A 21,465-nucleotide genomic window follows, 5' to 3' on the forward strand; every position below is an offset into this window, starting at 1 on the left:
AGCGGGAAAGCAGGACGGGGTCACCGGGAGGTCCCGACCGGGCGGAGCAGGCGAGCTATCTCCCGCAGGCGCGGGTCCTGACCGTAGCGCAGCTCCAGTTGCCCCAGCCGGGCCGCGCTGGCGGCGTAGATTTGCCAGGCGGCGGCCAGATCCCCTGCCGGGTCCGGGGAGGCCGGGAGCGCGGCGCGGCGAGTGCGTAGATCGCGGCGCATAGTGGCCGTCGCCCGGGCAAACGGCGTGGTCGGGTCCAGGCGGTGGTTGGCATGCAGACGGTGCTGGCGGGACGTGAGGGCTTCCAACTCGGGCAACAGCCGCTCCTGGCCGGGGCGCACCCGCCGGGCCAGAGCCCGCAGGGAATCGGATGTGCTCCGCTCTGCCGTCAGGTTGGCCAGATCCAGGCCGGCGTGGGTGTACTCCAGCGCCAGGTGGGCGAAGTCATGGTCGGCCCGGCCGTTCAGCGAGAGGCCGTCCAGGCTCTCCTGCAACCGCTGCAGAATGCCGGTGGCGGTGGCGTGCTCCACGGGTGCGTCTACGTGGCCCGAATCGGCCGGGGCCGCGGCCGGACGCGCGGGTTCCGCGTGCTGCTCGTTGCGGGGGTGACCGCAAAAACCCAGCAGCAGGGCCCCGGCCCCCAGCAACAGGATGCGTACCCGGCGCAGAGGTGCTAAGAAAGCAGGCATGGCAAGAGGGGGCTAATAGTTGATGTGCACGCCGTAGCTCTCGTCCCGGAGCACGTCTTTCCACTGGGCAATCAGGCGCTGGTAGGCCCGGCCCACGGGCCGCATATTGCGGCCCAGGTCGTAGAGGCCCAGCGGGTTGACGCGCCCGTTGTTTTCGCGCAGGGCCGTGTCCCAGTCCACCTGGTCGAGCAGCGAATACCAAGTAAAGCCCACCAGAGGAATGCCGTCCTGCTTGAGGCGGTAGGCGTTGGCCCACTGCCGCCACAGCCAGTTCACGGCGTCGGGTTCCCAGAGGTTGGTTTCGGTGTGCATCAAGGGCATGCGGTAGCGGTCAAAGTACTGCTTGGCAATGACGTAGTAGCCGAACACGTCGCCGGCCGGGTAGGTGCTGCCGTCTTCGCGCACCATGCGCTCGTTGGTGCGGTAGTAGTCCGTGCCCATGATGCACTTGGCCTTAATGTTATGGTCGTCAAACCAGTGGTACTCGGCATCGGTCATGCCGTTTTTGAGCAGGAACTCGTACATGGCCACGCTCACGGGGTAGCCGTAGGTTAAATCCAGGCTCAGGAAGCGCTTTTGGTTGAGGAAGTTGGCCAGGGGCCGGGCGGCCGGCGTTTCGGGGTGGAAGTACTCGGCCGACTCGCTTTGAATAAAAGTAGCCCCCGGCTGCACGGCCAGGATGGCCTGCATGGCCAATACATTAGCCCGGCACACGTGCTTGAGGGCCGTGACGAAGGCCTGGTCGCTGGCCAGGCACTCGTTCCACCAGCCGTACTGGGCCGAGAACATGGTGGTGACGAAGATTTCGTTGATGGGTGTGTAGAACTGCAGGTCGGGGAACCGGGCGGCAAAGGCCCCGGCGTAGGCGGCGAAGTGCTCGGGGAAGGCCGGATTCTGGAAGTTGCCCAGCCAGTCGGGCAGCCCGAAATGCAGCAGGTCCACCAGGGGCGTGATGCCCAGCTCGCGCAGGGCCCCGAAGGTCTCGTCGGTGAAGGCCCAGTCAAACTGACCCGGCCCGGTGTGCACCCGGTAGTAGGGCGGGCCGTAGCGCAAGAACTCGATGCCCATCTCCTTAACCAAGGCAAAGTCCTCGCGCCAGCGCTCGTAATGGCCGGTTTTTTCCAGCTCATCTACCCGGTGCATCGTGCCGTCCGGCAGCCGGATGGTGGGGTAGCTGTTTTCGATGCCGGTGGCAAACATGAAGGCACTCATGGGCTAGGCGTTAAGGTGAAATGGAAATGAAAAGGTGAGTGCGGCAAAGCGGTTACAGAATGCTGAGCCGGCCGCCGTCCACGACCAGGGTGGTGCCGTTGATGTAGTGGGCCTCAGCCGAGGCCAGGTAGCAGATGGCGCCGGCAATGTCTTCGGGGTGGCCTACCTCCCCCTCAATCTTCTCCTTGCCGCTTTTCACGTTGGGGTTATTCCAGAGCATGGGTGTGTCCACGGCCCCCGGGGCCACGCAGTTCGTGCGCACGTGAGCGGCTGGGTACTCCTGGCTCATGCCTCGCGTGAAAGCCTCCAGGGCCCCTTTGCTGGCCGCGTAGGGAATCACGTTGGCCGTGGTTTCCTGCGCGTGCACCGAGCTGATGTTGACGATGGCCCCGCCCCGCATGTGGGGCAGGCAGAGTTTGCTGAGGTGAAACACGGCCCGCAGGTTCACGGCCATGACCAGGTCCCACTCATCAACACTCAATTCTGAAATCGGCTTGAAAGTCATCATGGCCGCGTTGTTGACCAGCACGTCCACCCGGCCGTAGGTGGCTGCTACGGTGCTCATGGCCGCTTCTATCTCGGCTGCTAGGCCCAAATCCACCCGGATAGCCCGGGCCTGACCGCCGCCTTTTGTAATCAGGGCCGTGGTGTCCTGGGCCGTGGTTTCATCGCGGTCCAGGACCACGACGGTTCCGCCTTCGGCCGCCAACTGCAGGCAGGCCGCCCGGCCGATGCCGGAGCCGCCCCCGGTGACGAGGCATATTTTATCGGTAAAGCGCATCAGGTTAGCGTTTAGTGGGGTTGGGGTGAGTGGACATCCAGGCCTGCACCTGCCGCAGGTGGTGGAGCTGGTCGTGGTGAAAGCGGTGGGCCAGGGCAATCAGGGGCGGGTCGCTGCCGTGAGCGATGCCCTCCTGTACCAGCAGCAGGCCGGTGCGTAAATGAGCGGAGAGAGCGGCGGCAAAATCGGCGTCGGGGTCGCCCGTCGGCGGGCTGGCGTACCGGGTCACCGAATCGTAGGCAGCCTGCACGCCGTGGAAAAATTCCTGGTAGAGGAGAGTAGATTCTTCGGAGGCCGTATCGTGCGTACGCGCCAAAAGCCGGCCCAACGTCTGGCTTTCCTGTTGCCACTCCCGGCGTAGCGTATCGGCCAGCGCCCGCAACTCTAGGTCCCGCCCGGTGGTTAATTCTACGGCGGCCAGCTCTTGGGTCCCACGGTAGTGCTCCAGCAGCAGTGAGGCCACGTCGTGGTCGATGTTGCCCGAGCGGGCCACCGTGCGCAGGCGCTGCTGCGCCCGGGTGGCTACGGCCGGGGCAGAGTTTGCTTCTGCTTGGGCCGGGGCAAGTTGGCGCTGGGGTGTCTCAGCCACGTGCGCTGGTGTTTCGCGCGGCGCCTCCCGGCACGCGCCCAGCAGCAGCAACGTGAGCACACCTACAAGGAAACGAGATATCATGCAGCGAGCGAATTAGCATATCCCCGTCAGGGCATAAGCCAAGTGGAGACAAAACGTGAAAAAAGCGGGAGCTAAGGGCTACACAGTCGTGCGCACGATGTTGCTATGCCCCTCGTATACATCCTGCTGATCGAAGTGCTGTACGTGGTATTCCAAGGTGGTGCCAGCCGGAAAGGCTTCCGTGTCCACATAGGGCGAGCGGGCGTTGGTGGCGATTTGCTCCCAGCCGTCCCCTTCGCTGAGCAAGCGGCGGTACACGTGCGCTTTCTCCAGCATCTGCTTGGAAAAAGCAATGTGCCGCCCGCCGGCTGGGGTCAGGGTGAGTTCAATCTTAATGGTGTGCATGAGCGGGAAGCCTGTTGGAATAGAAGGAGTGGAAATAGCAGTCAGCGTGAAAAAAGTCTGCGGCTAGTGGACCTGGCGGGGCGCGTCGGGCAGGCTCAGACCTGCACTCAGCAAGTAGTGTGAAAACTGACCGGGGCCGCCGAACGGCACGTCGCCCTGCCAGGCGCGGTATTGGCCCCGCAGGGTTAGCCACGGCGCATCAGCCTTCCGGGGTTTGTAGGTAGCCGTCAGCCCGATTTCGGAAACCGGATTCCAGGTAGTGTCGAGGAGCTTGGAGCGGGTGGCACTCTGGCAGCCGCACCGGCCTTGTCCCCGCACTATTACCTGCTGATCCTTGTCGCGTAGGTTTAGCCAGCCGATACCGACACCGGCCAAGGCACCCACGCGCCAGCGGGGCCGGTCCACTAGCAGCAGCGCGTTACGCCACGTCAGGCTGAAAATTTGCGCCTGTGGCCGACCCGTGCCTTCGTAGCCGCCCGAGGCCAAGGCCGGGATGCGTGCCGGCCTTGTGAACGTGCCCCGCAGGCCGGTGCTCCAGCGCGGAGACAGGAAGTAGCTTCCTTCCAGGTCGCCGCCAACGTAGCTAGTGCCGCTACGGTCCCGCAACCCCAGTACCCCCCCAAAGGCCCCTACCCGCCCCGGTTCAAACGGCTTTTTAACTACACCCGAATCTTGACGGGCCGCCGCCCGACGATGGTAATTCGCGTAGCCGATGTGGCTGCGGCATTGAGCATTGGCGGGCGCAATGCCCAGCCTGACGATGCCGGCGAGCAAAAGCAAAAAAAGAGTTTTCATGGCTTCGCAAAGGCTGATAACTGACGTGTAAGCTCTCCTCATGCATCACACGAGCATGCCCAGAAGTAGAAAGACCAGAAAACCCAGGAAAAATGCGGAGGTTAGCCAGGGCGACTCCGGCTCCTCGTGGGCCTCGGTCAGCAGTTCTTCCGTGACCAGGAACAGCAGCGCGGCCAGGCCGAAGGAGAGCACCAGCTCCATGACGTTGTCGGAAGCGCCCTTGAGCACGGTAATGCCTACGCCGGCCCCCACGACCAGCAGGGCCGAAAGAGCGGCCACGATGCCCACGGTGCGGGCCTTGCCCTGGCCTTCCTGGCGCAGCTCCACGGCCGTGGCCAGCCCCAGCGACAGCACTTCGATGGTCAGGGCAATGGCCAGCAGCAGGCCTTCCTCCGCCCCGGCGGCAAAGCCGATGCCCAGCAGCAGCCCGTCGATGAGGATGTCGATGCCGACCCCGGTGAGCAGGCCCATGGGCAGCGCGCCGGGCCTGGCGGCCTCGTCCGGCGCGGTCTGGGAAGCCCACAGCACCCCGGGCGGCAAGGCCGGCGTAGGTACGGCTTTTTCCTTTTCGGCCGCCTTGCGCGTGAGCGAGCGCAGAACCAGCATGACCCCGACCCCGATGGCGAAGCCCAGGCCAACTTCCAAGGGACGGTGGCGGGCCACGATGTCGGGCAGCAGCTCGACGGCCACTACGGAAAACACCACCCCGGCGGCGAAGTGCAAAATGGCGCTGCGAATGGCCGCGCCCGGCGGGCGCAGCACGGCCACAACGGCCCCCACGACCATGATGGCGGCGGGCACCAGGGAATACAGCAGCACCTGACTCCAGGAAGGGGGCGCGTCCGGCGTAACAGCCAGCAGAAAGGCGAGTAGCATACGGGGTTACATATTGAGGGCCCCGATGCCGGCCGCGTTCAGGCAGGCTTCCTTGAAGGCTTCGGCGTAGGTGGGGTGGGCATGCGATATCAGGCCCACGTCTTCGGCCGCGCCCCGGAAGTGCATGATGCCCACGGCCTCAGCAATGATGTCGGCAATGCGAGCCCCGATCATGTGCACGCCCAGAATCTCGTCGGTCTGCGCGTCGGTGAGCACCTTCACCAACCCTTCGGTGTCAGCCCCGGCCAGCGCCCGGCCGGAGGCGGAATACGGAAAGGAACCCACCTTATAGGTTTTGCCCTGCTCCTTGAGCTGCTCCTCGGTGTAGCCCACACCGGCTACTTCGGGCCAGGTATAGACCACACCCGGGATAAGCAGGTAGTTCACCTCCGGGGCCTGGCCGGCAATGAGCTCAGCCACGTACACGCCTTCATCGGAAGCCTTATGGGCCAGCATGGCCCCGCGCACCACGTCGCCGATGGCCCAGATGCCCGGCACCGTCGTCTGCAGGTCCTCGTTGACTTTCACGCGGCCCTTCTCATCCAGCTCCACACCGGCCGCGGCCAGGTTCAGCCCGTCGGTGTAGGGCCGGCGGCCCACTGATACCAGGCAGTAGTCGCCTTCCAGCTGCAGCTCGGCCGATGGCCCGCCCTGGGCCGTGAGCTTCACCGTGTCGCCGGTCCGCTCCACGGCCGTCACCTTGTGCGAGAGGTAGAACTCCAGACCCTGCTTCTTGAGGGAGCGCAGCAGCTCCTTGCCCAGGGTACGGTCCATGGTGGGAATAATAGCGTCGGTATATTCCACCACCGACACCTTGCTGCCCAGCCGCGCATACACTGAGCCCAGCTCCAGGCCGATAACTCCGCCGCCCACGATAATCAGGTGCTGGGGCAGCTCACGCAGGGCCAGCGCCTCGGTGCTGGTGATAATACGTTCCTTGTCCAGCGTGATGAAGGGCAGGGTGCTGGGCTTGGAGCCGGTGGCAATGATTATGTTTTTGGCCGTGAGCAGCTGTTTTTCCCCACTGCCCCCGTCGCTGGGCTCGACCTGCACGGTGGTGGCATCCACGAACGAGGCTACGCCGTGGAGTACGTCCACCTTGTTTTTCTTCATGAGGAAGACCACCCCGTCGCAGACCTTTTTCACCACCCGGTCCTTGCGCGCCATCATGCGGGGCAAATCGGCCCGCAGGTTGTCGGCATCAATACCGTGCTCCGTGAACTGGTGGGTGGCTTTCTGATACAACTCGGTAGATTCAAGCACGGCCTTGCTGGGAATGCAGCCTACGTTGAGGCAGGTGCCGCCCAGGGTGGGGTACTTTTCGATAATGGCCGTTTTCAGGCCCAGTTGGCCACAGCGCACGGCGGCAATATAACCGCCGGGGCCGGAGCCGATAATGAGAACGTCGTAGGTAGTCATGAGCAGGGGGAAGTAAACAGTGCGGAGCGGGCGAGTTGGTCAGCGCGGCGAATCTCAACAGCAGGCCAAGCCCTGCTGAATGGGTGGGCATTTCACCGTGCCGTAGGAGCAGAACACGCAGCAATCGCCAGGCGTGGGCTTAAGCACGGTGCGGCAATGGGGGCACTCGTAGAAATACTGGCAGGCATTCTGCGCCATCGTTTCCACTTGCTCATGGCCGCAGGCGGGGCACGTAAGCCGGGATTCCAGGATAAGGGGTTGAAGCGGTTTCATGTGGGTATAAGTCCAGTGGTTGAGGCCCGCTGCCAGGAGCAGGCCCATCATGCCCGCGTAGACAAGCGGCTGCGAAAACACGAGGTAGTAGGCGGAAAAGATGAGCACCGCGCCCCCCAGCGCCACGGCCAGCGGCCCGGCCCGGCGGTGCTGCCGGTACGAAACTGCCGTGCCGAGCACTGAGAGGAGCACTAGGCCTTGAAACACGTACATGGTCCAGCCGCCGAAGAGCTCAAAAGAACCCAGCCCGAAAGCAGACGCCAGCGCGGCAAAGACTGGAAAGCAGCAGGGCGAAGCCAGGGCGGTAAGCCACAAGCCTGCTGTGCCCAGGGTGGAAAGAACAGGCGTTTTCATGTCCGAGGGAATTGCATTGAATAAGTCGAACGAACAGCGGCCGGCCTACAGATGGGTTTCATGCCGGGCAACATCGCCGCGCTCCACTTGAATGGTCGCGTGCTGAATGGGGTGCTTGCCGGTGACGTACGCCTGGGCGCGGGTCAGTACTTCCTCGTGCCCGGCGGCCCCGGCCAGCACAACGTGCGCACTCAGGGCATTGACGCCGGAGGTCAGCACCCAGGCGTGCAGGTCGTGCACGGCCGCCACGCCCGGCACTTGCAGCAGGCCCTGGCGCAGCTCCTCCAGGTTCACATCGGCCGGGGTACCTTCCAGCAGCACGTTCACCGACTCCTTGAGCAGGGACCAGGTGCGGGGCAGGATGAACAGGCCAATACCGGCCGAGAGCAGCGGGTCGGCGTAGTACCACTTGGTGGTAATCATGATAGCCCCCGCGGCCATGACGCCCACGGAGGTGAGCATATCCGACAGCACCTCGAAATAGGCGCCCTTCATGTTCAGGCTCTCGCCCGAACTTTTGCGCAGCAGGTACACTCCGTAGAGGTTGACCAGCAGGCCCACGCCGGCCACCCACATCATGGTCGTGCTTTCCACCTTGGGCGGGTTCAAAAACCGCAGATAGGCCTCGTAGAGAATATACATCGAAATCAGAATCAGCACCACCGCATTGGTGAGGGCAGCCAGAATCTCGAAGCGGTAGTAGCCGTAGGTACGCGCCGGCGTAGCCGGTTTCTCGCCGAAGCGGATGGCCAGCAGCGCCAGCCCGACGCCGGCCACGTCGGTGAGCATGTGGCCCGCATCGGCCAGCAAGGCCAGGCTGCCGGTCCAGAACCCGCCGATGACTTCAGCCACCAAATAGGTCAGCGTCGTGAAGAAGACGATGGTTAACGCGCGCTTATTGCGCGAAGCGGCACTGCCGCTCATGCCGTGGGACCCGCTCATTTCGTTTGGTCGTTAGAGTGGTGCGGGCCTTCACGCAGTTCGCGGGGCATGGACTCAACCACTGACAGGTTTTCTGTAACGGACGGGGCAGCGGGAGCAGCAGGCGACGGGCCACTGATATTCGGCGTGGAATAATCCATGCGCTGAATGCGCACGGCATTCAAAATAGCCAGCAGGGCCACGCCCACGTCGGCAAACACGGCCTCCCACATGGTAGCCAGGCCGCCCGCGCCCAGCACCAGCACGATGCCTTTTACCACGAAGGCCAGCCAGATATTCTGCCACACCACGCGGTGGGTGGCGCGGGCAATGCGCCGGGCGGTGGCAATCTTGCTGGGGTGGTCGGTCTGAATGACGACGTCGGCCGTTTCAATGGTCGCATCCGAGCCCAGCCCGCCCATGGCAATGCCCACGTCGGCCAGGGCCACCACCGGGGCATCGTTTACCCCGTCGCCCACGAAGGCCAGCTTCCGCCCTTCGGTTTTGTACTGCTGCACGTAGCGGGCCTTGTCCTCGGGCAGCAGGCCGCCGTGGGCCTCGTCGATGCCCAGCTCCCGGGCGACGCGCTGCACGATGCTGTCCTTGTCGCCCGAGAGCATGACCAGCTTGCTGATGCCGTCGGCGCGCAGCTCCTGCACGGCGCGGGCCGCGTCCTCTTTCGGGGCGTCGGCCACTGTCAGGTAGCCCGCGTACTGCCCGTCCACGGCCCCCACCACGATGCTGTCCACCACCTGGTCTACTTCGGCCGGGTAGGCCACGTTAAACTTGCGCAGCAGCTTGGTGTTGCCGGCCAGCACGTCGCGCCCATCCACCCGGCCCCGTAAGCCGTGGCCGGCTATTTCCTCCACGTTCTCTACTGCCACGCCGGCGGTAGCCGCGCCGACGTGGGCCACGACGGCTTTGGCAATCGGGTGCGTCGATTTGGTTTCCAGCGCCCCGAGCAGCCGCAGCAGCTGGGCCTTCTCCAGTCCCACCGCCTGCACCTGCTGTACAGCAAACACCCCCTCCGTGAGGGTGCCGGTTTTGTCCATCACCACCGTATCCAATTCGCGCATGGCATCCAGGAAGTTAGAGCCCTTGAACAGGATGCCCGCTTTGGAGGCCGCGCCGATGCCGCCGAAGTAACCCAGCGGAATGCTGATGACCAGCGCGCAGGGGCAGGAAATGACCAGGAACACCAGGGCCCGGTACAGCCAGTCCCGGAAGACATAGTCCTCTACCACGAAGGAGGGCACCACGACCAGCAGCACGGCCAGCGCCACTACAATGGGCGTATAGATTTTGGCGAACTTGGTGATGAACTGCTGGGTTTTGGCCTTGCGGCCCACCGCGTCCTGCACCATAGCCAGAATCTTGGCCAGCTTCGTATCCTGGTAGGTGGCCGTCACGGCCACCTGAATCAGGCTTTCCAGGTTGACCATACCGGCCAGCACTGGCTCCCCCGTTTGTTTGGTCTGGGGCACGGATTCCCCCGTCAGGGCCGCCGTATTAAAGGAAGCCGGCCCTTTGGTCAGCGTCCCATCCAGAGCTACCTTCTCGCCGGGCTTCACTTCAATGGTATCGCCTACCTGTACCTGTTTGGGATCCAGCACCAGGGACTGACCGGCACGCAGCACTGTGACTTCCGTGGCCTGGATTTCCAGCAGGGCCTTGATGCTGCGCTTGGCCCGGTTCACGGCCGCGTCCTGGAATAATTCGCCGACTGTGTAGAACAGCATCACGGCCACCCCTTCCGGGTACTCGCCAATGGCAAACGCTCCCAACGTGGCGATGCTCATAAGCAGAAACTCGTTGAACACGTTGCCCGAGGGAATGCTTTGCACGGCGGAGCGGATGACTTTCCAGCCCACCAGCAGGAAGGCCACCCCGTACCAGAGCAGGCGCACGTAGCCGGTAAAAAAGCCCACCGTATAGTAGTCGAGCGCAATGCCGGCCAGCAGCAGGGTCAAGCTCACCCCGGGCCATAGGTAGGGGTTGTCCCCGGCCGGACCGTGGTCGTGGTCGTCGCCGTCCCCGTGGGAGTGGCCGGCGTGCTCGTCGGCCGGTTGGCCGGCCAGGTCCACGACCTGTTTGCCGGGGGGATGGTGGTGGCCCGTGTGGTCGTGGGTGGCGTGGTCGTGGCCGGGCACGTCGTGGCCCTCGGGCGCGGCGGCGGCCTCAGGCGTGAGCTGGTCCCGGCTCAGGGCGCCCACGTTGTCGAGCTGCACCTGCTTGGCGGTGTTGAGCTCTTCGTCGGTATTGGAAGAGGTTGGATCAGGCATAGGAAAGATGCATCGGGTGAAAAATGAAGACAGCAGCCGGCCGGCCGCTACCAGTCCACGAAAAAGCCGGCCAGGCCCACCAGCACGAGCACGGCCCCGGTCAGGCGTCGCTCGTGGTGCGCCAGCCCGTCCAGGTTCAGGCGGCCCAGCCCCCGGTGAGCCAGCGCGACCAGCGCGCACATGGCCGAGACCGAAGCCAGCAGGTACACCCCCATGAGCAGGGCCAGCGCCGCCGGGCCGTGGGTGCCGGCGGCCAGAAAAAAGGTTTGAATTTCCAGGCAGGGCGCCAGAAACATGGTTGCCGCCAGCCCCAGCACCACCCGGCCGCGGGACCGGGTCGGGGCCGGGTCCGGGTGGGCGTGCCCCGGCCCCGACAAGGCGTACAGCACGCCAATGAGCACGAGCAGGGCCGGGGCCGCCCCGTGGGCCAAGTGGGAGAACTGCGCCGACAAGCGCCAGCCCAGCAGCCCCAGCCCCAGGCCCAGCAGCACCGTGCTCAGCACGTGGGCCAGGCCGGCTACCAGCGTCACGCCCACGGCCCGGCGCAGGGGCCAGCGCTCGGCGCGCGCCACGGCCAGCACCGGCGCCCAGTGGTTGGGAATCGCGGCGTGCAGCAGGCTTAACAGCAGGCAACCGGTGAGCAGATGGAACATGGGCAGGGCGAAAAGCCGCGACAGGAACGCGGCCGAACTAGGGGAGAAAATGCGCGGCTATTCTTCTTCTTCCGCGTTTTTGAGCTTGGCCAGCAGCGAGTACGCGCCCTCCACCACGACCTGCGCCGCCGCAGTGCCTTGCGGCAGGCGGACTTCGGTGTAGCCGTTTTCGCTTACCCCCGCCGTCACGGGCACCATGCGGTAGTGCGTTTCCTGGTTTTTTCCTGCCGGACCTTCGGCCACGAACACGTAGCTCTTTCCCCCAAACTGCACCAGGGCCTTGTCGGGCAGGGAGGGCAACGTGGCCGAGTTGGTTTCGATAGTGGCCCGCACGTAGGTGCCGGGCAGGCGGCTGGCGTCTTCCCGGCTCAGGTGGGCGTACACGCGCACCGTGCGGTCCTCGCTTACGGCGCGGCCAATCACATACACCTTCGCCCGGTGCTCGGCCCCGGCCGAATCATTGGCCAGGGTGTAGCGCACGGTCTGGCCCACGCGCACCTGCGGCACGTCCTTCTCGAACACAGTGAGCACCACGTCCAGGTGGGCCGGGTCCACGATTTCAAACAGCACGTCGGTCGAGGTCACGCTTTGCCCGGCGCTGGCATTCACGGTTTTTAGGAAGCCGCCGCGCGGGGCCCGCACCGGGGCCGTCGTGGTAATCTTACCGCCCACCGGCAGGCCCGCCAGGCGCAGGCGGGCGGCTTGCGCCGCCACCTGGGTCTGCATAGCCCGGTATTCGGCGCGGGCCCTTTGGAAATTTTTCTGCGGGGCTACTTCCTGGCGGTACAGTTCCTGCTGGCGCTCGTACTCGGCGCGGGCAAACTCCAGCTGGCTGCTGGTTTCCAGGTAATCCTGCTGGAGCTGCACAAACTCGGGGTTGCGCACCGTCGCCAGCACCTGCCCGGCCTGCACGCGACTGCCCTGCAGCAGGGTCGTCCGCTCCACGATGCCCCCAAGCAGGGCGCTGACGGCCACCGCGTTTTCCGGGGGCGCGTCGAGCGTGCCGTTGACTTTGAGCGTGCCGCTGAGCACCCGGTCTTCCACCCGGCCCAGCCGGATGCCGGCCGCCCGCTGCTCGGCAGCCGACAGGGTGGTTTCGGTGGCGTTTTCTTCGGCGGCGGCTTCGTTGCCCGCGGCCTTGGCGCCGCCAGCCGCTGTTTCCGTGGTGGCCCCGGCCGCTTCCGGTGCCGCCGTATCCGTTTTCTCCTGACCGCAACCGGCCAGCGTCAGGCCCAGCAGGGCCAGCAATGCGTATTTTGTCATGAAAGGGGAGGCAAGAAAAGTCAGGGATGATTACTGGGGGGTGCTGCCCAGCAGGTAGTCCAGCTCGATGACGGTCTGGTTGTGTTCCAGCAGCACGTCCAGGTAGGCGGTGCGCAGGGTCAGGGCCCGCTCCAGGTTGAGCAGGTATTCGGCGTAGCCGGTTTCACCGGCCTTGAAGGCCCGCGTGCTCAGGCGCACGATGACGTCGGCCTGGGGCAGGGCCGTCTGCTGGTAGAAAGCCAGACGCTGCTGCTGCTCGGCGTGCCGGGCCACCAGTTCGTCCAGCCGGCCCGAGAGCTCGGCCCGCAGGCGTTGGTAGCCGGCGTCGGCCACCTGCTCCTGCAGACGGGCGGCCTGGACCCGACCCTTCTGCGGCCCGCGCAGGAGGGGAATGCCCACCGAAGCCTGCACGCCCTGGAAGCGGTCCGACCCGGCGTAGTACCGCTCCGCGCCGCCCACGCCGCCCATGGTCTGGGGGCCAATCAGCGACTGGTTGAAGTAGCCCAGCGTCACGTTGGGTAGTCCCAGGGCCTGCTCGGTGCGGGTGGCCGCCTGGCGCTGGGCGATGAGTTGGCGCTGCACTTGCAGCTCCGGGTTCTGGGTCAGGCGCGCCGTGTCACCGGTGGCGGGCAGCACCACGGGTTCCAGCGGGCGAAGCAGGCTGTCGGCCACGCCCACCGCCTGGCTTTGTTGCAGCAGGGCTTGCAGCTGGCGCTGGGCCACCTGGTAGCCGGTGCGGGCCTGGGCAATCAGGGCGCGGGTTTCGCCTTGCTGCACCAGGGCGGTGGCCGGCTCCAGGCGGGCTACTTCCCCGGTTTTAAAGCGCAGCTGGGCGGCCCGCAAAAACTCGCTGTAGAGGCTGTCCTGCCCGCGCAGCACCTGCACCCGGTGGCGGGCGTACACGGCCTGCTCATAATTCAGGCGCACCTGCCGCCGCAGCTCGGCCTGCACCTGGGCCAGCGTGAGCTGCTGCCCGCCGACCTGCGCCTCCAGCAATTGGCGCTGGCTGCGGTACACCCGCGGCAGCGAAAAGCTCTGGCTGACGTTGAATTGGTTGTCCTTGCGGTAGGAATTGTACTGCCCGTAGGTAACGCCCACGGTGGTGCGGCCCACGTCGGTAGCGGTGCGCCGCAGGGCCTGCTGGGCCTCCAAACTGCGCTGGGCAGCCGTTACCGTGGTGTTGGCCTGCAAGGCCTGGGTCACGGCCTGCTGGGCCGTGAAGGGCGTGCCACCGGCCGTCAGCTGCACTTGCTGGGCCCGGCCGGTGCCGGGCACCAGCAGTGTCAGCAACAGCACGGCTGCGCCGCCGGCCAGCAGGGGTGCCGACCGGGTGCCGTGGTGGGTTGGATCCTCGGGCTGCTGGTCCGGCCCGGCTGCCGGGGTGCGTTCCGACAGGGCGTAGAGCACCGGCAGCACCAGCAGCGTCAGCAGCGTGGCCGTGACCAGCCCGCCGATGACGACCGTAGCCAGCGGGCGCTGCACCTCGGCCCCGGCCGAGGTGCTCAGGGCCATCGGCAAAAAGCCCAGCGAGGCCACCGTAGCCGTCATCAGCACCGGCCGCAGGCGTACCTGCGTGCCTTCCAGAATTCGCTCGTGCAGGTTGGCCCAGCCCTCGTCCTTGAGCTGGTTGAAATAGCCGATGAGCACGATGCCGTTGAGCACGGCCACGCCGAACAGGGCAATAAAGCCCACGCCCGCTGAGATGCTGAACGGCATGCCCCGCAGCCACAGAGCCGCCACCCCGCCAATGGCCGATAAGGGGATGGCCGTGAAAATCAGCACGGACTGCTTCAGGGAGCCGAAGGTGAAGAAGAGCAGCACAAAAATCAGGGTCAGGGCCACCGGCACGGCCACGCTCAGGCGCTGCGAGGCCTCGCGCAGGTTCTCGAACTGCCCGCCGTAGGTGGCGTAGTAGCCGGGGGCGAACTTCAGGCGCTGGTCCACTTTGCCCTGCAGCTCTTCCACTACACTTTCCACGTCGCGGCCCCGCACGTTGAAGGCCACCGTGATGCGGCGCTTGGCGTCGTCGCGCTGCACCTGGTTCGGGCCCTCCTGCAGGGCCACGGTGGCCACCTGCTCCAGCGGCACCTGCTCGCCCCGCGGGGTGGCAATGAAGAGCTGGCGCACGGCGTTGATGTCCTGGCGCAGGTCCGGGCGCAGGCGCAGCACCAAATCAAAGCGGCGCTCCTGCTCAAATATCTGCCCGGCGGCCTGGCCGGCAAAGGCAGTCTGCACCGTGCGGTTCACGTCCTCGACGTTCAGACCGAATTGGGCCAGCTTGTTGCGGTCCAGCTGGACCACAATCTGGGGCAGGCCCGTCACCTGCTCCACGTACACGTCTTCGGCTCCCTGCACCTGCCGCACCTGGGCCGCGGCCCGCTGGGCGTAGTCGGCCAGCTGCTGCAGGTCTTCGCCGTAGATTTTCATCACCACGTCCTGCTTGGCCCCGCTGATGAGCTCGTTGAAGCGCATCTGAATGGGCTGCTGGAACCCGAAGGTGACGCCCGGAATTACGCTCAGGGCGTGGGCCATTTTCTCGGCCAGCTCCTCGCGGGACTTGGCCGAAGTCCACTTGCTCTGGTCCTTTTCCAGAATTACCATCACGTCCCCAGCTTCCACCGGCATGGGGTCGGTGGGAATTTCGGCCGCGCCAATCTTGGCTACCACTTCCTTGACCTCCGGAAACTGCTGTTTGAGGATGGCCCCGGCCTGCTGGCTTTTTTCGATGGTGTAGCTTAGCGACGAGCCCGTGAGCACGCGCATCTCGATGGCGAAGTCGCCTTCCGAAAGCTGGGGGATAAACTCCCCGCCCAGAGTGCGGAACACGAGCAGGGCCCCGACGAACAGCCCCACGGCCGAAGCCAGCACCAGGGCTTTGCGGCGCAGACCCCATTCCAGCAGGGGCCGGTAGCGGGCCTCCAGCCAGCTCATCATGCGGTCCGAGAAGTTGCGCTTGTGCTCCGTGTTGCGGCTCAACCCCAGTGCCGCCATCATGGGCACGTAGGTGAGCGAGAGAATGAAAGCGCCGATAATGGCGAAGGCCACCGTCTCGGCCATGGGCTTAAACATCTTGCCCTCAATGCCGGCCAGGGCCAGCAGGGGCAGGTACACGATGAGGATGATGATTTCCCCGAACGCGGCTGAGGCGCGGATTTTGGAGGCTGCCTCGTAGGTGGCCTCGTTCATCTGGTCCTGGGTTAGCTTGCCGTGGGCCCCGTCGGGGTGGGCGGCAATTCCCGAGTGGGTGTGCAGGCGGTGCACGATGGCCTCCACGATAATCACCGCCCCATCCACTACCAGTCCGAAATCAATAGCCCCGAGCGAGAGCAGGTTACCCGACACGCCGAACACGCGCATCAGGCTGATGGCAAAGAGCATGGCCAGCGGAATCACCGAGGCCACCACCAGCCCCGCGCGCAGGTTGCCCAGGAAGAGCACCAGCACAAAAATCACGATGAGCGCTCCCTCAATCAGGTTTTTGGTTACCGTATGAATGGCCCGGCCCACCAGTTCCGAGCGGTCCAGGTACACGTCCACGGTCACGCCTTCGGGCAGGGACTTGCGCACGGTCTCCATGCGCTCCTTGACGGCCTTGATAACCTCGTTGGCATTGGCGCCTTTGAGCATGAGCACGATGCCGCCGGTGACTTCGCCCTCCGCGTTACGGGTCATGGCCCCGTAGCGCACGGCCGAGCCCAGGCGTACCTCGGCTACGTCGCGCACGAGCACCGGCAGGCCGCTGCTGGTGGAGCGCACCACGATGTTGCCGATGTCCTGAGCATTCTGGGCCAGGCCCTCGGTGCGGATGAAGTACGCCGTCGGGTTTTGATCCAGGTAGGCTCCGCCCGTGTTTTGGTTGTTGCGGCTGACGGCCTGGTACACCTGGTCCACGGTTACGTTCAGGGAACGGAGCCGCTCCGGGTCCAAGGCCACCTCGTACTGCTTGAGCTGGCCTCCGAAAGAGCTGACGTCGGCCACGCCGGGCGTGCCCAGCAGCTGACGGCGCACAATCCAGTCCTGAATCGTGCGCAGCTCCCGCGCCGTGTATTTCTTCTCGTAGCCGGGCTTGGCGCGCACCAGGTACTGGTAGATTTCACCCAGGCCGGTACTGACCGGGGCTAGTTCCGGCCGGCCCACGCCGGCCGGAATCTGGCTTTCGGCCTCGCGCAGGCGCTCGGCCACCTGCTGGCGGGCCCAATAAATGTCGATGCCGTCTTCCAGGACGATGGTCACGACTGAGAGGCCGAAGCGGGAAAAGGAGCGTACTTCCTCGCGCCCCGGAATCGTGGCCACGCTCTGCTCAATGGGAAAGGACACCAGCCGCTCGATGTCGCCGGCCGACAGCGAGGGCGCCACGGTGTAGACCACGACCTGGTTGTTGGTAATGTCGGGCACCGCGTCAATGGGCAGCCGACTCAGCGAGTAGCTGCCCCAGGCAATCAAAGCCAAGGTCAGCAGCCCAATAATGAGCTTGTTGTGAATGGAAAAGTGAATGAGCCGGTCGAACATACTGGCTAAGGGGTAAGACTAGAAATCCTGAGAAAAGGGCGGTCGGAGCCCGCGGGGCTCGACGACGGCAGGGTTCGACAGCGCACAGAAAGGTGCGTATGCGCCGACGGGACCGGGCACGGCAGCGTGCCCGGTCCCGCGGACGGAACCGAAAAAACAGGAAACTAGGCTTGGGGGGGCTGCCAGACGGCAAATGCCCGCTGCTGCGGGGCCGGGCTCGTCAACGTTGCAAACGGCCGGGCAGCATCGCCTACCGGGTGGGTGGCCGGAAGAACCACGGCCGTAGCGGCGGGCAAGGAGGTACCAGCGCAGCAGTGGCACTGGCACAGGGGAGTACACCAATCCTGCTGGTGATGCGCGGCAGCATCAGTCTGCGCCGTAACGCGGGCGCGCGCCGGCTCCGATGGGTTCACCGTCCCGTCAGCACAGGGCAGACAGGCCAGCACCAGCAGGTAGAGCGCAAAAAAGACCGCGACAAATCGCATAGCAGAAAGGGGCAAACGCTGCAAACATACGTACTCGTCGCCAAATAGATTCCTCTACCGGGTAATTAACAGGCGTAGCAGATCAGCATGATGGGTTTAGGTTGGGGAAATAGACCTGAAAAACACGGCATGAGGCTGGCTTCGACCCTAATCGCTGGTTATAAAATAAGCTGAAGCAACCAGTTTTTCGACGGGCACACCACCGGGCTAAAATCTTCGTAACCGGCAGTATACAGGTGTTGAGTTCGCTGAGCGAACTAACGTCAGGGGCAGCGGCAGCAAACAGAATGCATTCAGTGTTAATTTCTCTGACCCCAGCAGCTGTCCACGCAAAATCACGCATTATTCCCGCGTCCTAACGCCGAAAACTTACACCCAGAAAGTACGTTGTTTCTGTGTCCTTAGTCAGCGGGTAGTTCAGGCCCAAGTCCAGCTGCATATTATCCGTCACCCGCCAGATAGGCCCGCCGTTGAGCGTCGCAGCCCAGCCTCTTTCCCGCCAGTCCCAGGCCCCAGCCACTTCCACAAACCCACCCAGCGTTTTGTACAGGTCGTGGCCCACGGTCAGGGTGGGGGCCAGTTCCAGGCAGTGACGCGTCGTGGCTTCGTCGCGCACCCAGGTAGCTTGCAACTGGCTGCCCAGGCTCCAATCGTGGGGTAATTGGCAGGCAAACGGTACCACCACGCCGCCTTCCCAGTAGTGGTTGCCGGTGCGCTGACCCGTCGGCAGCTTCACGAAGGGCATCAGCGCCAGCGCCGTGCGGCCCCCGTCGTTGCCCCACAAGTTGCGCTTGACTCGTAGCGTCAGGTCCCCGAAGCCGGCCCGTGCCCCCGGATGCTCGCCCCGCTCCGTCTGCGCTGTATACGATTCCACCACCAGTTGCACATCTATCGTGCGCGTCAGACCTAGTTTCAGGTTGGCATGGTTCAGCCCCAACTCCTGGTGTGTGTCCTGCCTGCCAAACCGCTGCCGCCCCAGCCGCAGCACGTCGGTTTCCACCTGAAAATGCCCCGCGTCCACCGAACAGGCACTTTCCGTCGCGTCGGGCCGGTCCGTGCTCATTGGCCGCAGCCGGGCCCGGGGCACCGGCTGAAAAAGCGAGTAGCGGGGGAGCTGTGAATCAATGAGTCCGGCGCCATCCCTTGGCCCTGCGCCAATAAGGCCACGGGCAGTAAACAGAATACCACGCAGTAGAAGAAGGACATACGGATGTTTTAGACAAGACTAAAAATATTTTTAGTCTTGTCTGCATACTCGCTTGTCAACGAATTGGTTTTCTATGTTAGCTAGTGATACCGGCATCAGCCACCACGCTCACCCGCGGCAAGTAGTAGGTATCCACGGCCCGGCGGTCAAACAGATTCCGCTGGCTATCCAGCGTGTACCAGCGCTGGGCGGGAGCTAGCAGCCCGGCTAGAGGCCGCCGCGTGGGTGGGATAAGGAATTCCAGCGTCACCAGGGCCGTGTCGGCTACTCCGGCCAATGCCCGCAATGTGCCCAGCTCGCGGCGGTAGGCCAGGCGATTCTGGTCAACGGTCACTTCCTGCGTGCGCACTGATAGGTAAAAGCTCAGGTACTGGGTTTGCTTGAAAATACCGGCTTCCACCAGTTGGCGCAACTGGCGGTCCTGCTGGCGCAACTGGGTGAGCAGGCCACGGGCAAAATCTAGCTGCAATTGGGCGGCGTAGGCCGTCAGAAACTGGTCCGTAACCGTGCGGCGCAAATCCAGCGCGCTTAGTTGCCGGTTGTTGCGCAGCACCTGTCCCTGGTTGCCCAGAATACGGTAATCGTTGGCTAGCAATGCCCGGTTGAAGACCGGTTTGCTGGCCTGGGCTACGGTGGCATAGTTGCCGCCGTTGGTGATGGCCTGGTCGTAGCCCACGACGGCCTCGCCCTGGCGGTTGAGGATGCTGGGGTACAGCACCGCGGCCCCGGTACCGTTTACCAGAATGCCATTCTAGGCCTTGCGGCGCAGGCTGTCGAGGCGGTTCTGGCTGACTTGGTTGGCCAGCTCAATCAGTTGGGGGCTGTTCTGATGGGCCACAGCCACGAAATCAGCTAGTCGGCGCGGACTGGTGGGTAAATTATGTGGGGCAGCGAGTAGCGAGGTAAGCGCGGGCCTGCTTGCACTGGAACGCTACGCCCGGCTGGCTCCTGCAGATAGCAGCACCGCCACCAGTATACACAGGCAGCAGAAAAGCGGGCAATGAGGTGAGCGGGTAGGCAAAAGCACAGGAATTGAGTGAGGCAGCAAAACACACACACAATTCTGGAGGAAAATTGGAGCACCTTATACCCATTACGCCACCTTGCTCTGCATGCACTGCTTGGTAAGAAGGCGTCGGTCACAAAACCGGAGAAGCGAACCAGTAGTGGCTCGGTCTTTTAAAACAATATGCAGAGCGTCAGAACAAAGCCGACGCAGGCAGACCAAACTCACGAAAAGCTCTGCTCTAACTGATATTGACCAACTCGTCAATACCGGTTGAGGCCGGAGTGCGCGTCACTGTGCAAGCTTGCCAGACCGCGATGTAAGTGTAATTGTTGAGTTGCCCGTAAGGACAAATGCAAGGCTTAATGGGAAGGATTCAATGCGCACCAGGTAGGTGCCGTAACATTTAATTTTCTGAACCACGGCCTTAACCTTGCTTTTGCGACATCAAGCAATTTGGTCAGAGATTTTGGGTGTCGGATCCTGCGTATCCAGTTATGCTCTCGATGGGTAAGGCAACCGCATTGCCATTAAGCAGCACGTAGTAATTTTTTTCCGAGATGTACACCACCTCGACAGGTGCCTGCAGCACAGCTGGGGATGTAATAGCCCCACTTTTTACCAGCTTGTCAAGCGCTTCTGCCTGCAGGTAAAAGCGGGTGAAGTAGGGCCGCCCACCGCCCAACTGCAACGGCATCCAGCGATAGAAGAGCACTCCGTATAACACGCACGCTACTAGGAGAAAAGTAATGCCTGCTATAGCAGCCCACACTGCTCGCTGGAGCGAAGGTTTTTCCCTAATCCGGCGCATCTGCCGAACTATTACTTGGCAGACCACTCCACTGGAGATGAAGTACAGGATGAGTAAGCTCATGCCATATACGCCTACCCATATTATTACAACAGCCACTAGTAAGTAGAACCACGGCAGTCCATGCTTTTTGCCCCAATTAGGAGTGCCTGCAGCCGGTTTAAGCGCCGCAAATAAGAATATACTGGCTGCAACAAATGCGACGGCTATGATCACTACTTTCATGGGCGTAACCGATTCAGCCGTTGCCGAGAAGCTCCCCGTTATGGTGAACGCAACGCATCCATACCCAAGAGCTCCCAGTACAGCAAACGCAGCATCCACTATAGGTATGGGTACCTGCTCTTGATCGTGCGTGGTATAGTAGGCTATTAGTACGGGAGGTAGCGTAAAGCCTAAGAAACTGATGCCCGCTTTGATATAGTTAAAGCTCAACCAACTTGCTTCTGTCAGATTGTGAGTCGCTAGGTACATATTCACAATCAGGTAACCGGCCGCGTAGAGGGCGAACAATCCCATGGTTACAAGTGATTCGGACGACACTTCAGATACTTTCATGTAGGGTAAGTAAAAGAGAAAGTTAAACTACCACGTGTGTCAGAGGCTTATCAGCCTTCTTTGATCACTCTCAGTGATCTTACACCGGGCTAACGTACCTATACGAGCTGAATACAATGCTATTGCGGCGTGATAGTTTTACTAATAGCACACGTTTCCGCGCTCCGGGCAACTGGGCAGTCGCTGTAATTACTCAGTTTGCTGTCCGGCAGGAAATAAAGGCTGTTAAAAGGCTGGACGATCGTTCCTCTTATCCGATAAGCGTGTATATTTCAACACGTAGATACATGTCTTACCCTTAACCACTACCTATTACCATGGCTATCAAACCCGGCCCTAAGCCTAATAAAGAAGATGGTACT

Annotated in this window: 18 protein-coding genes; all 18 read right to left on the minus strand. The window is 63.3% G+C overall.

Annotated features, from left to right (window positions below; all coding sequences use genetic code 11):
* Positions 1 to 20: 20 nt before the first annotated feature.
* The gene (locus EI290_RS19740; protein WP_125433366.1) at positions 21 to 680 is read right to left on the minus strand and encodes a hypothetical protein; all 660 of its coding nucleotides are present in this window, start codon (positions 678 to 680) and stop codon (positions 21 to 23) included.
* Between the two features lie 12 nt (positions 681 to 692).
* Positions 693 to 1,892 carry a family 1 glycosylhydrolase gene (locus tag EI290_RS19745; protein WP_125433367.1) on the minus strand — a complete coding sequence of 400 codons (1,200 nt, stop codon included), beginning with the start codon at positions 1,890 to 1,892 and terminating at the stop codon, positions 693 to 695.
* 52 nt (positions 1,893 to 1,944) lie between these two features.
* Entirely contained in the window at positions 1,945 to 2,673 is a 729-nt protein-coding gene (locus tag EI290_RS19750) for an SDR family NAD(P)-dependent oxidoreductase (protein WP_125433368.1), read from the minus strand.
* 4 nt (positions 2,674 to 2,677) lie between these two features.
* On the minus strand, positions 2,678 to 3,346 hold the full coding sequence (locus EI290_RS19755; RefSeq protein WP_125433369.1) for a DUF305 domain-containing protein: 669 nt from the start codon (positions 3,344 to 3,346) through the stop codon (positions 2,678 to 2,680).
* Positions 3,347 to 3,424: 78 nt separating this feature from the next.
* On the minus strand, positions 3,425 to 3,691 hold the full coding sequence (locus EI290_RS19760) for a hypothetical protein (protein WP_125433370.1): 267 nt from the start codon (positions 3,689 to 3,691) through the stop codon (positions 3,425 to 3,427).
* Between the two features lie 63 nt (positions 3,692 to 3,754).
* Positions 3,755 to 4,486, minus strand: coding sequence for a hypothetical protein (locus EI290_RS19765; protein ID WP_125433371.1), 732 nt, complete (start codon positions 4,484 to 4,486; stop codon positions 3,755 to 3,757).
* A gap of 45 nt (positions 4,487 to 4,531) precedes the next feature.
* A complete protein-coding gene (locus EI290_RS19770) occupies positions 4,532 to 5,362 on the minus strand; it encodes a ZIP family metal transporter (RefSeq protein WP_246009010.1) in 831 nt (276 codons plus the stop codon).
* A 6-nt stretch (positions 5,363 to 5,368) separates the two neighbouring features.
* Positions 5,369 to 6,781 (minus strand): dihydrolipoyl dehydrogenase, encoded by a 1,413-nt coding sequence (lpdA, locus tag EI290_RS19775; protein WP_125433372.1) that lies wholly within the window; start codon positions 6,779 to 6,781, stop codon positions 5,369 to 5,371.
* Positions 6,782 to 6,835: 54 nt separating this feature from the next.
* On the minus strand, positions 6,836 to 7,408 hold the full coding sequence (locus EI290_RS23105; protein ID WP_125433373.1) for a MerC domain-containing protein: 573 nt from the start codon (positions 7,406 to 7,408) through the stop codon (positions 6,836 to 6,838).
* Between the two features lie 45 nt (positions 7,409 to 7,453).
* The gene (locus tag EI290_RS19785) at positions 7,454 to 8,350 is read right to left on the minus strand and encodes a cation diffusion facilitator family transporter (RefSeq protein ID WP_125433374.1); all 897 of its coding nucleotides are present in this window, start codon (positions 8,348 to 8,350) and stop codon (positions 7,454 to 7,456) included.
* Positions 8,347 to 10,611 carry a heavy metal translocating P-type ATPase gene (locus tag EI290_RS19790; protein ID WP_125433375.1) on the minus strand — a complete coding sequence of 755 codons (2,265 nt, stop codon included), beginning with the start codon at positions 10,609 to 10,611 and terminating at the stop codon, positions 8,347 to 8,349. The genes EI290_RS19785 and EI290_RS19790 overlap by 4 nt, the downstream gene beginning before the upstream one ends.
* Before the next feature lie 47 nt (positions 10,612 to 10,658).
* Positions 10,659 to 11,264, minus strand: coding sequence for a hypothetical protein (locus EI290_RS19795; protein WP_125433376.1), 606 nt, complete (start codon positions 11,262 to 11,264; stop codon positions 10,659 to 10,661).
* 57 nt (positions 11,265 to 11,321) lie between these two features.
* Complete coding sequence (locus EI290_RS19800; RefSeq protein WP_125433377.1) at positions 11,322 to 12,527, minus strand: efflux RND transporter periplasmic adaptor subunit; 1,206 nt, start codon at positions 12,525 to 12,527, stop codon at positions 11,322 to 11,324.
* A 30-nt stretch (positions 12,528 to 12,557) separates the two neighbouring features.
* On the minus strand, positions 12,558 to 17,036 hold the full coding sequence (locus EI290_RS19805) for a CusA/CzcA family heavy metal efflux RND transporter (protein ID WP_125433378.1): 4,479 nt from the start codon (positions 17,034 to 17,036) through the stop codon (positions 12,558 to 12,560).
* Between the two features lie 164 nt (positions 17,037 to 17,200).
* Complete coding sequence (locus EI290_RS19810; RefSeq protein ID WP_125433379.1) at positions 17,201 to 17,521, minus strand: DUF6660 family protein; 321 nt, start codon at positions 17,519 to 17,521, stop codon at positions 17,201 to 17,203.
* A gap of 355 nt (positions 17,522 to 17,876) precedes the next feature.
* Positions 17,877 to 18,584 carry a transporter gene (locus EI290_RS19815; protein ID WP_125433380.1) on the minus strand — a complete coding sequence of 236 codons (708 nt, stop codon included), beginning with the start codon at positions 18,582 to 18,584 and terminating at the stop codon, positions 17,877 to 17,879.
* Between the two features lie 220 nt (positions 18,585 to 18,804).
* Positions 18,805 to 19,446: a TolC family protein gene (locus EI290_RS19820; protein WP_125433381.1), complete on the minus strand. Its 642-nt coding sequence runs from the start codon at positions 19,444 to 19,446 to the stop codon at positions 18,805 to 18,807.
* Between the two features lie 748 nt (positions 19,447 to 20,194).
* Positions 20,195 to 21,103, minus strand: a complete 909-nt coding sequence (locus tag EI290_RS19825; RefSeq protein WP_125433382.1) for a hypothetical protein — start codon at positions 21,101 to 21,103, stop codon at positions 20,195 to 20,197.
* Between the last annotated feature and the right edge of the window lie 362 nt (positions 21,104 to 21,465).

The organism is Hymenobacter metallilatus (assembly GCF_003944705.1).
Taxonomy (GTDB): Bacteria; Bacteroidota; Bacteroidia; order Cytophagales; family Hymenobacteraceae; genus Hymenobacter; species Hymenobacter metallilatus.